Genomic DNA, 14,343 nt, shown 5'->3' with positions numbered 1-14,343 from the left:
CACTGGCAACGAAGGAGAAGCTGTATGCAAGTCAACATCAGTGGACACCAGCTTGAGGTTACGAAGCCCCTGCGCGAATACATTGAGCTCAAACTCAAAAAGCTTGAAGGGCACTTTGACAAGATTACCAATGTGCAGGTAACGATGGCGGTCGAAAAACTGAAGCAGAAAATCGAAGCCACGCTGCACATCCATGGTGGGGAGGTAGTCGCTAACGCAGAACATGACGACATGTATGCGGCAATCGATCTACTCACTGACAAGCTGGACAGACAATTGCTCAAGCATAAGGAAAAGCAGCAGAACATCCTTAAAGGTGCGACGGCTCGCTAACACTCCCAACCCATGATCCGACTTGAAAATATCCTGACTCCCGGCCGTTCACTTGTGAACGTGTCGGGCGGCAGTAAAAAACGTGTACTCGAACAAATTGCAGCTTTGATCGGCAGTGAAGTGCCTGATCTGAATTCGCAAACCGTGTTAGAGAGCCTCTTCGCCCGTGAAAAACTGGGCTCGACCGGTTTCGGCAATGGCATCGCCATTCCTCACTGCCGACTGACTGGCTGCTCGACACCCATCAGCGCCCTCGTGTTGCTCAATGACGCCGTGGACTTTGATGCCATCGATGGCAGACCGGTGGACCTGCTTTTTGTTTTGCTGGTCCCCGAAGCAGCCACCGATGAACACCTGGAGTTGCTGCGCCAGATCGCCAGCATGCTCGACCGCGCAGACGTGCGCACCCGTCTACGCAGCGCCGAAAGCAATGAAGCGCTTTATAAAGTGGTGCTGGACGTGCAGAACGGTCATTAATCATGCGAATGATCATCGTCAGCGGCCGATCCGGCTCCGGTAAGAGCACCGCACTCGATGTGCTGGAAGACAATGGCTTCTACTGCATCGATAACCTCCCGGCCGGCCTGCTTCCCGAGCTGGCTGAACGTGCCCTGATTCACACCGAACTGGCTCAACCCCTGGTCGCCGTCTCCATCGACGCGCGCAACCTGCCGAGCCATTTGTCGCGCTTTCCGCAGTTATTGGAAGAAGTCCGTAGCCGCCATATCCAGTGCGATGTGCTTTATTTAGACGCTGATGAAGAAACCCTGCTCAAACGCTTCTCGGAAACCCGTCGTCGCCACCCACTGAGCAGCGCCAGCCGCTCGCTCGCCGAAGCGATACGTGACGAGAGCAACCTGCTCGGACCGATCGTCGATCTGGCTGACCTGAAAATCAACACCACGCTCCTGAACCTCTACCAGTTACGCGACATGATCAAGCTGCGCCTGCTGAACAAGCCGGAGCCGGGGACTGCGTTTCTGGTTGAGTCGTTTGGTTTCAAGCGCGGCATGCCAGTGGACGCCGACCTGGTGTTCGACGTGCGTTGCCTGCCCAATCCGTACTGGAAGCCTGAACTGCGCGAACAATCCGGGCTCGATCAACCCGTGATGGACTACCTGGCAGCCCAGCCGGATGTCGAAGAAATGTTTCAGGACATCTATACCTACTTGAATAAGTGGCTGCCGCGCTTCGCCGCCAGCAACCGCGCCTACGTCACTATTGCCATTGGCTGCACCGGCGGGCACCACCGCTCTGTCTACCTGACCGAGCGCCTGGGCCAGGTCCTGCAACAATCCCTCAAGAACGTTCAGGTTCGCCACCGCGACCTCAGCTGAAAGGACCTTCATCGCGATGCCCGCTCGTCAAATCACCATCATCAACAAGCTTGGCTTGCACGCGCGTGCCGCCGCCAAATTCGTCGGCGTCGCCGGAAGATTCCCCTGCCAGATCAGAGTGGGTCGCAACGCTGAAAGCATGGTTGACGGCAAAAGCATTATGGCCGTAATGATGCTGGCTGCCGGTAAAGGCACCGACATCCACCTGCACACCGAAGGTGAAGACGACCAGGCAGCGCTGGACGGCTTGATCGAACTGATCAACAACCGGTTTGATGAAGGCGAGTGACAGCATCAGGTCGAGGGGGAAAGGCACAAATCTCAAGTAGGAGATTCCGCCCGTCTTCGACGCAGCGCTTTCGCGCAGCAAACTGGATCTCGATTCCGTCCGGAGGGCGTAGGAGCTGACTTGTCTGCGATAAGGGCCGAAGGACCTTCCAGCGATATCGTGTCCAGCCCATTTACGACTGCTTCGCAGTCGATCGCAGACAAGTCAGCTCCTACAAATTTCGAAATATTCACTTCATATATTTCAATCACTTACAGGTTGTTTGATGAGAGGCCTCGCCGCGTCTTCGACGCCGCGCTGTCACGCAGCAAACTGGGGCTCGATTATGCCCGGAGGGCGTAGGAGCTGACTTGTCTGCGAAAAGGGCCGAAGGACCTTCCAGCGGTGGTGAATTCACCATTTTTGCCAGCGCTTCGCACTGGATCGCAGACAAGTCAGCTCCTACAAATTTTGAAATATTCACTTCATACATTTCAAATACTTACAGGTTGTTTGAGGGGCTTCACCGTTTTGAGTGGGTAATCTATTCTCCTCCCCATGAGAGATATCGATTTATACACCCAAATCCTTGGGCTCCAGGCACCGTGGAAAGTGGTCGCAGTTAACCTTGACCGTGCGTTGGGGCAAGTCGTTGTCGGCGTTGGAGTATCTGATGCTGCTGCGTTCACCTGTCCGCAATGTGGCCTGCACGCTTCGCGTTATGACAAACGCAAACGTCGTTGGCGGCATCTTGATACGTGTCAGTTCGTGACCATTCTAGAGGCTGAGGTGCCCAGAGTTCATTGCGCCGAGCATGGCGTGGTGACTGTCGAGGTCCCGTGGGCAGACGCGGGTTCAGGTTTCACCTTGATGTTTGAAGCATTGGTGATCAACTGGATCCAGGAAGCCAGTATTCAGGCGGTCTCGCGTCAACTCCAGACGAGCTGGGGCAGCATTGACCGGATCATGGCTCGCGCCGTCAGACGCGGATTGGCGCGTCGAAAACCGTTATCGCCGACCCAGATATGTGTGGACGAGACTTCGTTTCAAAAGCGTCGCGAGTACGTCACCGTGGTGACCGACCCCGCAACGGGTCAGGTCTTGCATGTGGAAGACGGCAACCTCACCCAGAGCCTGGAAGCGTTTTATACGAAGCTCAATAGCGACCAGAAGCAAGCTATTACGGGCGTTTCGATGGACATGTGGCCCGCCTTTATCAGCGCGACCCAACGTCATATTCCGGATGCCATGCACAAAATAGCGTTCGACAAGTTTCATGTGGCCAAGCTGTTGAGTGAGGCGCTGGACAGGGTGCGTCATATGGAGAACCGCGAGTTGCTAAAGGCAGGCTCCACGGTGCTCAAGAACACGAAATACGTCTGGCTTAAGCGGGCCGAAAACATGACCGAGCGGCAACAGGCAACCTTCGAGTCGTTGCGAGAGGGTTCGTTGCGTACAGCCAAAGCGTGGGCGATCAAGGATCTGGCCATGCAGTTGTGGCGAGGTAAGGATCGGGATGAGGTCGAACAACAGTGGAACCACTGGCTGGAATGGGCCTTGAACAGTGGGCTGCCACCGATGTGGAAAGTCGCCAAAACGATCAAGCGACGACTGTGGGGCATCGTCAACGCCATCGTGTTGAACCTGCATAACGGTCATGCAGAAAGCATGAACGCACGCATTCAACGGCTCAAGCAACGCTCTTGCGGGTTTCGAAATCGGGAGCGTTTTCGCAATGCCATTTACTTTCATTTTGGTGGTTTGGATTTATACCCGGAACGTCTCCAAAACTCATAACACCCACTTGATCCGGTGAAGCCCCTTGTTTGATAAGAGCTGATTTGTCTGCGATCGACCGCGAAGCGGTCGCCGAGGGCGCAGATGTTCAACCGAAGCTCGAACAAGGCGCCTCATGCGGGGAGCATAAGGCGCACTGATGGATCAGCTACCCGCCACCATCATTCGCTCGATCAACACCGAGCCAGTCCGGATATTGCTGCGCAGTTCCAGATCACTGCCAACGGCGACGATCTGCTTGAACATGTCGCGCAGATTGCCGGCAATGGTGACTTCTTGAACCGGGAACTGGATTTCGCCGTTCTCGACCCAGAAACCCGCCGCGCCACGGGAGTAGTCGCCCGTCACCATGTTCAAACCACTGCCCATCAACTCGGTGACCAGCAAACCGCGCCCCATACGGCGCAATAACGCTGCCTGATCTTCAACCCCATGGGTCACGAACAGGTTATGCACGCCGCCAGAGTTGGCGGTGCTCGGCAAGCCCAGCTTGCGCCCGGAGTAAGTGCCCAAGACATAGGAGACCAGATCGCCGTTTTCCACGAATGGCTTGGCGTAGGTTGCCAGGCCATCGCCGTCGAACGCCGAGCTGCCCATGGCACGCATCAAGTGCGGCCGTTCGTCGATAGTCAGCCATTCGGGGAACAGGCGTTGACCCATGGTGCCTTCGAGGAACGACGATTTGCGGTACAGATTGCCGCCAGAAATGGCCGACAGGAAATGGCCGAACAAGCCACCCGCCAATTCCGCAGAGAACAACACCGGGACTTCGCATGTCGGTACCGGACGCGCACCCAGCCGGCCAGCCGCTCGCTCTGCCGCGCGGCGACCAATGCTTTGTGCGTCCGCCAGCAGCTCACCCTGGCGATTCACGTCGTACCAATAGTCGCGCTGCATCTGCCCTTCGCCCTCTGCGATCATCACGCAGCTCAGGCTGTGACGTGTCGAGGCATAGCCGCCGATAAATCCGTGGCTGTTGCCATACACGCGGCAACCTTGGTGGGTATTGAGCGTGGTGCCATCGGCATTTTTGATCCGACTGTCGGCATCGAACGCCGCCGCTTCACAGATCAAAGCGCGTTCGATAGCTTGTTCCGGGCTGATATCCCACGCGTGGAACAGATCGAAATCCGGCTGTTCCTTGGCCATCAGCGCGGCATCGGCCAGACCCGAGCTTTCGTCTTCGGAGGTGTGTTTGGCGATCGCCAACGCAGCAGCGACCGTTTCGCGAATGGCGTCAGCGCCACTGGCCGATGTGCTGGCCGAGCCTTTACGCTGGCCGACATACAAGGTGATACCAAAACCCTGATCGCGGTTGAATTCGACGGTTTCTACTTCGCGCTGACGAACCGAAGTCGACAGGCCCTGCTCCAGCGATACCGCGACCTCACAGGCGCTGGCGCCCTGACGCTTGGCTTCGGCGATGATGTGTTCGACTTGTTCTTGCAGTACCGGCAACGCTTGCGGGCCGACGCTTTGAGATTCACTCATGACTTTCTCCATCAAATTCTGCTTTCGGCACAGGCCGAATACCGACCGGGCCGGACAAGCGGCCCCCGACTGGTTATCATGGCGGCGTTTATTTACGGACTGCCCCCATGGTTGATTCTTACGACGACTCCCTCGACGGGGAGAAAAGCAAAACTCAGGTCAAACGCGAGCTACATGCTCTGGTTGACCTCGGTGAGCGCCTGACCACACTCAAGCCTGACCTGCTGGCGAAGCTGCCCTTGACCGACGCTTTGCGCCGGGCCTTGGCCGAAGCGCCCAAGCACACCGCAAACATTGCGCGTAAACGGCATATCCTGTTCATCGGCAAACTGATGCGCGATCAAGACCTGGACGCCATTCTGATGTTGCTTGATCAACTCGATGCCTCCACGCGGCAATACAACGAACGCTTCCACGGTCTGGAACGCTGGCGTGATCGTTTGATCACAGGCACCGACGACGTACTCGAAAAGTTTGTCGGCGACTATCCGGAAGCGGATCGTCAGCAACTGCGCTCGTTTATCCGCCAGGCTCAGCATGAGCTTGCGCAAAGCAAGCCACCGGCTGCCAGCCGTAAACTGTTCAAGTACATCCGCGACCTGGACGAAACCAAGCGCGGCTTGCGTTAGCACTCATGCACCGGATGAATCGCACTGCGCGATTCATCCGGTGCAGCTTTTTCAAGAACCCGTACCGCCTACTGTAATCGCATCGATCTTCAAGGTCGGCTGGCCGACGCCTACTGGCACTGACTGACCGTCCTTGCCGCAGGTGCCTACGCCACTGTCCAGCGCCAGATCGTTACCGACCATCGACACTCGACTCATGGCTTCCGGCCCGTTACCGATCAAGGTTGCACCTTTGACCGGCGTAGTGATTTTGCCGTCCTCGATCAAATAGGCTTCACTGGTCGAAAACACGAACTTGCCGCTGGTGATGTCCACCTGGCCACCGCCAAGGTTGGCGCAGTAGATGCCCTTTTTCACCGAGGCGATGATTTCCGCAGGATCACTCTGCCCGCCAAGCATGTAGGTGTTGGTCATGCGTGGCATCGGCAAGTGCGCGTAAGACTCGCGACGACCGTTGCCGGTACGGGCCACACCCATCAACCGTGCGTTGAGCTTGTCCTGCATGTAGCCCTTGAGCACGCCATTTTCGATCAGCGTGGTGCATTCGGTAGGCGTACCTTCGTCGTCCACCGTCAACGAGCCTCGACGACCGGCCAACGTGCCGTCATCGACAATCGTGCACAGCTTGGACGCGACCATTTCACCCATGCGCCCGCTATACGCCGAGCTGCCTTTGCGGTTGAAATCGCCTTCCAAACCATGACCGACCGCTTCATGCAGCAGCACGCCGGACCAACCGGAACCGAGCACCACCGGCAATGTGCCAGCAGGCGCCGGGATCGCCTCGAGGTTGACCAGCGCCTGACGCAAGGCTTCACGGGCGTACCCCATGGCGCGGTCATCGGTCAGGAAATACCGGTAATCCGTGCGTCCGCCGCCGCCGTGGCCACCGCGCTCACGCCGACCATTCTGCTCGACAATAACGCTGACGTTGAAACGCACCAGCGGACGCACATCCGCCGCCAGGCTGCCATCGGTGGACGCAATCAGAATCCGCTCCCAAACCCCGGCCATGCTGACCGTCACCTGTTGGATACGGGTATCCAGCGCACGGGTAGCAACGTCGATACGCTTGAGCAACTCGACCTTTTCCGCGCGCGTCATCACTTCCAGCGGGTTGTCCGGCGCATACAGCTGGGCAACATCCTGAGTGGTGAACGCCTGCACCCGGCCTTCCTGCCCGGCGCGGGAAATCGAGCGCGCAGCACGGGCTGCCAGGCTCAACGCTTCAGGGGTAATCGCATTGCTGTAGGCAAAGCCGGTTTTTTCGCCCGATTGCGCCCGTACACCGACGCCCTGATCGAGGTTGAAACTGCCTTCCTTGACGATGCCGTCTTCCAACGCCCAGGACTCGGAAATCTGCCCCTGAAAATACAGGTCAGCCGCGTCGATCCCAGGTCCGGCCAGCTCGCCCAATACCGACTGCAAGCTGTCGAGGCTCAGACCGCCGGGTGCTAAAAGGTGTTCGCTGACAGAGGACAAGTCGCTCATATTCACTCCGAAGTGTGCGCAGGCCGCAATGCGTCCTGCGAAAAAAATCGCCGATGATTGGACACCGGCATCCGCGCCCTGATGGACGCCTGTTCATCGCTGTCGCGCCTGGCCAGCAGCACCGCTTCGCCTTGGGCCTGCTCCGCCAGCACCCGACCCCAAGGGTCGATGATCGCGGCATGCCCATACGTTTCCCGTGGACCTGGGTGCACGCCGCCCTGCGCCGCCGCCAGCAGGTAGCACTGGGTTTCTATCGCACGCGCCCGGATCAGAATGTCCCAATGCGCAGCGCCGGTCACGGCAGTGAAAGCCGACGGTGCTGTGATCAATTCCGCGCCCGCTTCACGCAGCGCACTGTACAACTCAGGGAAGCGCAGGTCGTAACACACGCTCAGACCCAGACGCCCCACCGGCGTATCGGCGACCACTACGTTGTCACCATGAGCATAGTCATCAGACTCACGGTATCGACCACGGTTGTCGGCAACATCCACGTCGAACAGGTGCAGCTTGTCATAGCGCGCCACTTGCTCGCCGTGTTCATCGATCAGCAAAGAACACGCGGTCACTTTACCCTGCGGCCGATCACTCGGTGGCAGCGGCAACGTGCCGGCAACTATCCATAACTTGAGGTCGCGAGCGGCCAGTTTCAACCATGGCAGGATTGGCCCCTGGCCTTGAGCCTCGGCGCGACCGATATCGGCGACATCACGACGGCCCATGGCGGCGAAGTTTTCCGGCAGCACCGCAAGGCGTGCGCCGGACGCCGCCGCTTGTTCCAGCAGGCGGCGGGCTTGAGTCAGATTCGCCAGAACATCGCTCTGGCTGACCATTTGAATTACGGCAAAAGACATGGCGCGCTCCGGACAAGACATGCAGCCACTGTACTCCATGGCGCGCTATTGGGGTTTTTCAAAGGGCTTGTCGAAGACGACTTTCGGGTCTTTCACGGTCCCTTCGATGCGGTACTGCACACTGGCAAAACGCGCTACCCGATCACCGAGCAGCTTGTCGACCAGGAACAGGGCGCCGCCAATCGCGGGGGCACCAACGATCAACGCCGCGATCGGCAAGTTGTTGGTCACCGGCAAGGTCACCAGCAATTTGGCATCGACCCGGTCCTTGACCATATCCAGCGTACCGTTGATTTCGAGATTACTCGAAGGCCCGGTCAAGGTGATCGGGTCACGGGTCACATACACGCCATCGCTCGACACCAGCAAGCCTTTGACCTGATCGTAGCTCAGGCCCTTGCCGAGCAAGTCCGAGAAGTCCAGACGCAAGCGGCGGCCGATGGAGTTGAAGTTGAGCAGCCCGAAAACCCGCAACGCTTGCGCACCGCCTTCCACCTCAACGAACTGGCCCCTGCGCAAGGTCGCATCCAGGCTGCCCGAATACCGCTTGAGCCCGACCCACGCCGGCGACCCCGGCCAGCGGCCATCGGCGTTCATCTCGAATGTTTCGCTGGTCACGTTTGGCGCAAAACCCCAGGCCTTGAGCACATCCGCCAGATTCTTGCCCTCGACCCGGCCTTTGTACCAGCTGATGGTCGATCCTGGCGTGCCGTCCCAACTGGCGTCGCCCTGCAACAGCATGCCTTTGAGGCCCAGACTCAAGTCAGTGAGCTTTACGCCCGTAGGCGTTGGACGCGCCTTGAGCGACCATCCGCCGACCAGTTGATCCCCCTGAAACAGCTGGGTGATCTTGATATCCATCGCCGGAATCTGCCGCGGGTCGACGTCAGCCAGCGGGTCAGGTGCATTTTCCACCGCCGCGGCATTCGGGTCGGCCGGCGGTAACTTCACAAACAACAAATTGATGGCAATTGGCGCGGTTTTCGCGTCGGGCAGAGTGGCCGTGCCTTTGAGCAGTGAACTCGCGACGGCCAGATTCCAGGCAGTGTCTTTTCGATCGAGTTGCACACTGACCTTTTCGAGGGTGGACCCCAACGCGCTCAATTTACCGATCTGCAGGTCTGCGCTGCTCAACAACTGCTTGGCGCTACCGCCAGGGTCATTGCCCGCGTAGCGCTCGACCATGGTTTTCCACGGGGCAATGTCCAGTTCGGACAGCGCACCACGCACCCTCAAACCTTTGGCGTCAGGAAGCACTGCACTGCCCTGACCGAGAAACACCTCACCCCGTCCTTCAGCCATGTTGCCGCTGGGGGAGGCGAACGTCAGGTTGGCGAGGTCGGCGTAAGTGACCCAGAAACGTCGCTCAGGTCCCTGCAAGGTCATGCGAAACTGGCTGTCGCGCGGGTCATCAGGTCCTTTGCCGAAAGGCGCAGGCAGATCGATGGCCAGACCTTTGAGATTGGAGTTGATCTGCAGTTGGTTGTCTGCCCCACCGAGGGTGAGCTGCAACTGATAAGGTAGCTCGCCAGACACTGGCAACGGCTGAGTATCGCCCAGCCACTCGGCAAGCCTCTTCTCCGCGATCTGGCCACTGGCGGCGATTCGGGTTGTGATCGCCCCCGGTTTGCCTTCAGCATAAATCTGCGCGGTGATCGGGCGTTCGAACGCCTGGGCGCGAATGTTGTTGCCACTCAGGCCCTTGGCATTGTCGAAGCGAAAAGTGCCCTTGAGCTGGGTCAGCTCCAACGGTGGCTCGCTCAGTTTCAAGCGTGCGGCGTCAGTGTTGAAGTCCACCAGAATCTTCGGTTCCTCGCCTTTACCCAGAGGAATGTCCAGTTTGAGCTTGCCCTGCAACGGACCTTCGCCCTGCCAGCCAGCGAACGCTTCAGCTGTACCGATGGGCGCTTCCTGAAGAATTTTCACGCCGTCGCCCAGGCCGCCTGCGAAGTCACCATCGACCAACAGATGGCTGTTTTTCCCTTCAGCAGCATGGGGAATATTGACCAGGACATTGCTCACCTGGGTATTCAGCAGGCGGCCCTTACTGGCCTTGATCCGCACGCCAGTGCCTTCGACAAACACATCCCCATCCACACCCGTGAGCTGCGGCCAGCCCGGCTGGAAAGCCAATGTGGCGTCATGAACCTTGAAGAACAAACTGATACTGCGCGCTGCAGCCACTGCATCGTGGTGCAGTGACCCCTGATACTGGAAGAACCCCTGATCCACCGCGCCACCCAGTATCGCGGTTCTCAGCCACTCGTCCAGTGCCGGGCTGAGCACGGCAGGGAGGTACTTGGCGGTATAACGACCGTCGCCATCGACCATACCGACCCGCAGGTCCATGTAGTCTTCCAGGGGCGAGCCATTGAAGTGCAGGCGGATCAAGAAATCACTGGCGATTTTGCCTTCGTCACCCAGCACCTTGATATACGGGGCGATCAGGGTGAAGCTCTGCTCATCGAGCTTCCAGGTCAGTCGGGCATTGGCCTTCTGGTATTTCCAGGGTTTGGCGAAGATCGGGTACAGATGCAGCATGAAGTCATCGGTGGCCAGGCGCAGTTCGCCCTGACCCAGGTCACCGCTGATGCTGCCACTGACATTGCCGGCCGCCGGCGCACCGTGATAAGCGTTGAAGCCGACCTTGTCGAGATTGGCGGCAAAACTGAAACGTTTGTCGCCCACGGCCTGTGGCCGGTAATCGAGCAGCACATTGCGTAGGCCACCGGTGACTTTCAGGTTGTCGATCACCACCATGAGTTGTTCCGGCAGTGGCGCCAGGGAATCAAGGATCGGGGTGATGGGCGCCAGGTCCAGGCGATCGGCCTGCACATGCCACAGCTCATCAATGTCAGAGGTCGCCGCCTGTTGTTTGAGCTGGATGCGGCTCTCCCAACGCTTATCGCCCATGTTCATGGCCAAGGACTCAAGCGACAGACTGAAGCCATCTTTGCTGCGCTGGAACCAGGCGTTGAGCGCCAAGTTGTCGATCTTCGTCGCCTTGCGTTGGGCATAGGTGCCCTTGAGCTGCGGAGCATTGACGCGCGCCACAGCACTTTGCAGTGTCCCTTTACTCCAAGTCAGCCAAAATTCACCGCCTGCCTTGAGAGAGGACACTGTCCATTGTTGGGTCAGGCTGGTCGGCAACCAGTGCGCCCAGTCACTTTGCGGCAGGCTCAGGTAGGCATCGGCATCGCCATCCCGCCAGTTTTGCGCCTGCACCCGCGAGCGCAGACTGAGCGCCACCGGTTGACCATCAGGCAAGTCCAGGCGTGCATCCAGACGTTGGCTATCGCCCCCGGTCTCCAGACTGAAGCTGACGTAAGTGAAGGCCAGCGGTGACTGTCCATATGGCTGCAAAGTGATCCGACTGTCGAACAATGACAGACGGGAAACCGCCCGCATCTGGGTCAGCACCTGCTCAGGATCGAAGGGTTTATCGTCCTTGACCGGCAGACCCTGGAGCGCCCAATGGCCCTCCTTGTCTTCCTTGAGGTTCAGTTGCAGGCCATCGAGTTCGAGGTGAGCGATGCGCACTTCGTGCGCCATCAGGCTGGCCCAAAGGTCGGGCACCGCCTGTACGTGATCCAGACGCAACGCGCTGGCGCCCTCACCCACCGTCACATCATGGGCCAGCAACACCGGGGTAAAGCCACTCCAGCGGCCTTCCAGGCTGCCGATACTCAGCGGCATGTCCAGCACGGCGCGGGCCTTGATTTCGACCTCGAAGCGATATTCGGCCACTAATGGCACCAGTTGACGACCCACGCTGACGTACAGCGCCGTCAGCACTAAAAACAGGGCGCACACGCCCAGACCCAAACGGATCAAGACGACAAGAAAGCGTATCAGACGCTCCATGTCAGCGGACCCTCCAGGCCGAGGGATGCACGTGTGATCGGCATAGCCGTGCAGTCATCGGCAGGATTGGGGATTGCTCATTTGCCACGCATAGTACTCATTAGAAAGCTTCTTGCCGTTAGTACTGAATCTGACGGATCGCTGATCAGAGCAGCACAACGTCATATTGTTCCTGGGAATACATGGTTTCGACCTGAAAACGAATGGTGCGGCCGATAAAACCTTCCAACTCAGCGACATTGCCCGACTCCTCATCGAGCAAACGGTCCACGACTTTCTGGTTGGCCAATACACGATAGCCTTCCGCTTGGTATGCGCGGGCTTCGCGCAGTATTTCGCGAAAAATTTCGTAGCAGACCGTCTCAGGCGTCTTCAACTTGCCGCGGCCCTGGCAACTGCTGCACGGCTCGCACAACACTTGTTCCAGGCTTTCGCGGGTGCGTTTACGGGTCATTTGCACCAGACCCAACTCGGTAATACCGATGATGTTGGTCTTGGCGTGGTCACGCTCCAGCTGTTTCTCCAGCGTACGCAGGACCTGTCGCTGGTGCTCGCCGTCCTCCATGTCAATGAAGTCGATGATGATGATCCCACCCAGATTGCGCAGGCGCAGCTGACGGGCAATCGCGGTCGCCGCCTCGAGGTTGGTCTTGAAGATGGTTTCTTCCAGATTGCGATGACCGACGAACGCTCCGGTATTGACGTCGATGGTGCTCATCGCTTCGGCCGGATCGATCACCAGATAGCCGCCGGACTTGAGCGGTACCTTGCGCTCCAGGGCTCTCTGGATTTCATCTTCGACGCCATACAGGTCGAAAATCGGCCGCTCGCCCGGATAATGCTCCAGACGGTCGGCAATCTCCGGCATCAATTCGGCAACGAACTGAGTGGTTTTCTGGAAGGTCTCGCGCGAATCGATGCGGATCTTCTCGATACGTGGGCTGACCAGATCACGCAGGGTACGCAGGGCCAGTCCCAGGTCTTCGTAAATCACGCTGGGCGCGCCGACGGTCTGGATCTGCACGCCGATCTGATCCCAAAGACGCCGCAGATAACGGATATCCATCAGGATCTCGTCAGCGCCCGCGCCTTCAGCCGCCGTACGCAGGATGAAGCCGCCGGCTTCCTTGATGCCTTCCTGAGCGACGCAATCGGTGACCACCTGTTTGAGGCGATCACGCTCGGCTTCGTCTTCGATCTTCAAGGAAATCCCGACGTGGGCGGTTCGGGGCATGTACACCAGATAGCGCGACGGAATCGACAATTGCGTGGTGAGGCGTGCGCCTTTGCTGCCGATCGGATCCTTGGTGACCTGTACCACCAGGCTCTGGCCTTCGTGAACCAGCGCACTGATGCTTTCGACGGACGGGCCTTCGCGCATGGAAATTTCCGAGGCGTGAATAAACGCCGCGCGATCCAGACCGATGTCGATGAAGGCCGCTTGCATGCCGGGCAGTACCCGCACGACTTTGCCCTTATAAATGTTGCCAACGATACCGCGACGCTGGGTCCGCTCAACGTGGACTTCCTGCAGCACACCGTTCTCAACCACTGCCACGCGCGACTCCATCGGCGTGATGTTGATCAGAATCTCTTCACTCATGGCTTATTACCTTCCAGGCGTTGCCAACAGGGTATGCCGAAACGGCTGAGCAGTTCTGCGGTTTCGCACAACGGCAAACCAACCACCGCCGAATAACTGCCGTGCAGGCCGTCGACGAAAATCGCCGCCAGCCCTTGAATGGCGTAACCACCCGCCTTGTCCTGCGGTTCGCCGCTGGCCCAGTAGGCCTGAGCTTCCTGAACCTGAATCGGCCGGAACCGCACCAGACTCCGTACCACAAGGGTTTCACAGTTCTGATTGTCGAGGACCGCGATGGCGGTCAGCACTTCGTGTTCACGATCGGACAAGGCGCTCAGCATCGCCAGGGCATCGGCTTCGTCAATCGGCTTACCGAGGATTCGACCATCGAGCACCACTGCGGTGTCGGCGCCCAGCACGCAGGGGCTCGAATCCCCTTCACTGTCCGCCAGCAGCGCCATACCGGCCTCGGCCTTGCCGCGCGCCAGCCGTTCGACGTAGGCCGCTGGCGTCTCGTCGGGCAAAGGGTTTTCATCGATTTGCGCGTTGAGCGCGGTGAAGGGCACGCCGATCTGCGTCAACAATTCACGGCGGCGCGGCGAGCCAGAAGCCAGATAAAGCGGGGGCATAAGGACATCTCCTTGTCGATGATCGTGGGCGTTGCCACTAAGCAATAAGGGCTATGCGACAAGTGCCT

The 14,343-nt window shown here is 58.6% G+C and carries 12 protein-coding genes; 6 read left to right on the top strand and 6 right to left on the bottom strand.

What is annotated here, in order from left to right; translation table 11 throughout:
- The first annotated feature begins 24 nt into the window (after nucleotides 1–24).
- The 5 genes from hpf (at nucleotide 25) to AC1MEE_RS29670 (ending at nucleotide 3,735) form a co-directional block, all read left to right on the top strand.
- Complete coding sequence (hpf, locus tag AC1MEE_RS29690) at nucleotides 25–333, top strand: ribosome hibernation-promoting factor, HPF/YfiA family (RefSeq protein ID WP_065832888.1); 309 nt, start codon at nucleotides 25–27, stop codon at nucleotides 331–333.
- A gap of 12 nt (nucleotides 334–345) precedes the next feature.
- Nucleotides 346–810 (top strand): PTS IIA-like nitrogen regulatory protein PtsN, encoded by a 465-nt coding sequence (gene ptsN / locus AC1MEE_RS29685; RefSeq protein WP_480412976.1) that lies wholly within the window; start codon nucleotides 346–348, stop codon nucleotides 808–810.
- A gap of 2 nt (nucleotides 811–812) precedes the next feature.
- On the top strand, nucleotides 813–1,670 hold the full coding sequence (rapZ, locus tag AC1MEE_RS29680) for an RNase adapter RapZ (protein WP_480412975.1): 858 nt from the start codon (nucleotides 813–815) through the stop codon (nucleotides 1,668–1,670).
- A gap of 16 nt (nucleotides 1,671–1,686) precedes the next feature.
- Complete coding sequence (locus AC1MEE_RS29675; protein ID WP_480412974.1) at nucleotides 1,687–1,959, top strand: HPr family phosphocarrier protein; 273 nt, start codon at nucleotides 1,687–1,689, stop codon at nucleotides 1,957–1,959.
- 537 nt (nucleotides 1,960–2,496) lie between these two features.
- Nucleotides 2,497–3,735, top strand: coding sequence for an ISL3 family transposase (locus AC1MEE_RS29670; protein WP_480412973.1), 1,239 nt, complete (start codon nucleotides 2,497–2,499; stop codon nucleotides 3,733–3,735).
- Nucleotides 3,736–3,879: 144 nt separating this feature from the next.
- On the opposite strand, the gene pmbA is transcribed toward AC1MEE_RS29670, so the two are convergent.
- The gene (gene pmbA / locus AC1MEE_RS29665) at nucleotides 3,880–5,226 is read right to left on the bottom strand and encodes a metalloprotease PmbA (RefSeq protein WP_480412972.1); all 1,347 of its coding nucleotides are present in this window, start codon (nucleotides 5,224–5,226) and stop codon (nucleotides 3,880–3,882) included.
- Between the two features lie 107 nt (nucleotides 5,227–5,333).
- On the opposite strand from pmbA, the gene yjgA reads away from it, so the two are divergent.
- The gene (gene yjgA / locus AC1MEE_RS29660; protein WP_480412971.1) at nucleotides 5,334–5,855 is read left to right on the top strand and encodes a ribosome biogenesis factor YjgA; all 522 of its coding nucleotides are present in this window, start codon (nucleotides 5,334–5,336) and stop codon (nucleotides 5,853–5,855) included.
- Between the two features lie 51 nt (nucleotides 5,856–5,906).
- Here the strand turns inward: yjgA and tldD are convergent, their stop codons facing one another.
- The 5 genes from tldD to AC1MEE_RS29635 all read right to left on the bottom strand — a co-directional run bounded on the left by tldD (nucleotide 5,907) and on the right by AC1MEE_RS29635 (nucleotide 14,275).
- The gene (gene tldD, locus AC1MEE_RS29655) at nucleotides 5,907–7,346 is read right to left on the bottom strand and encodes a metalloprotease TldD (RefSeq protein ID WP_480412970.1); all 1,440 of its coding nucleotides are present in this window, start codon (nucleotides 7,344–7,346) and stop codon (nucleotides 5,907–5,909) included.
- Nucleotides 7,347–7,348: 2 nt separating this feature from the next.
- The gene (locus AC1MEE_RS29650) at nucleotides 7,349–8,200 is read right to left on the bottom strand and encodes a carbon-nitrogen hydrolase family protein (protein ID WP_480412969.1); all 852 of its coding nucleotides are present in this window, start codon (nucleotides 8,198–8,200) and stop codon (nucleotides 7,349–7,351) included.
- A gap of 45 nt (nucleotides 8,201–8,245) precedes the next feature.
- Nucleotides 8,246–12,064, bottom strand: coding sequence for a YhdP family protein (locus AC1MEE_RS29645; RefSeq protein WP_480412968.1), 3,819 nt, complete (start codon nucleotides 12,062–12,064; stop codon nucleotides 8,246–8,248).
- A gap of 145 nt (nucleotides 12,065–12,209) precedes the next feature.
- Complete coding sequence (gene rng / locus AC1MEE_RS29640; protein WP_480412967.1) at nucleotides 12,210–13,667, bottom strand: ribonuclease G; 1,458 nt, start codon at nucleotides 13,665–13,667, stop codon at nucleotides 12,210–12,212.
- Entirely contained in the window at nucleotides 13,664–14,275 is a 612-nt protein-coding gene (locus tag AC1MEE_RS29635; RefSeq protein ID WP_480412966.1) for a Maf family protein, read from the bottom strand. Before AC1MEE_RS29635 ends, rng begins: the two co-directional genes overlap by 4 nt.
- Nucleotides 14,276–14,343 lie beyond the last annotated feature (68 nt).

The sequence above is a fragment of the Pseudomonas sp. ASL3 genome (genome assembly GCF_056680425.1).
The sequence above is the reverse complement of the archived record's forward strand: the minus strand, read 5'-3'. Positions and strand labels throughout refer to the sequence as shown.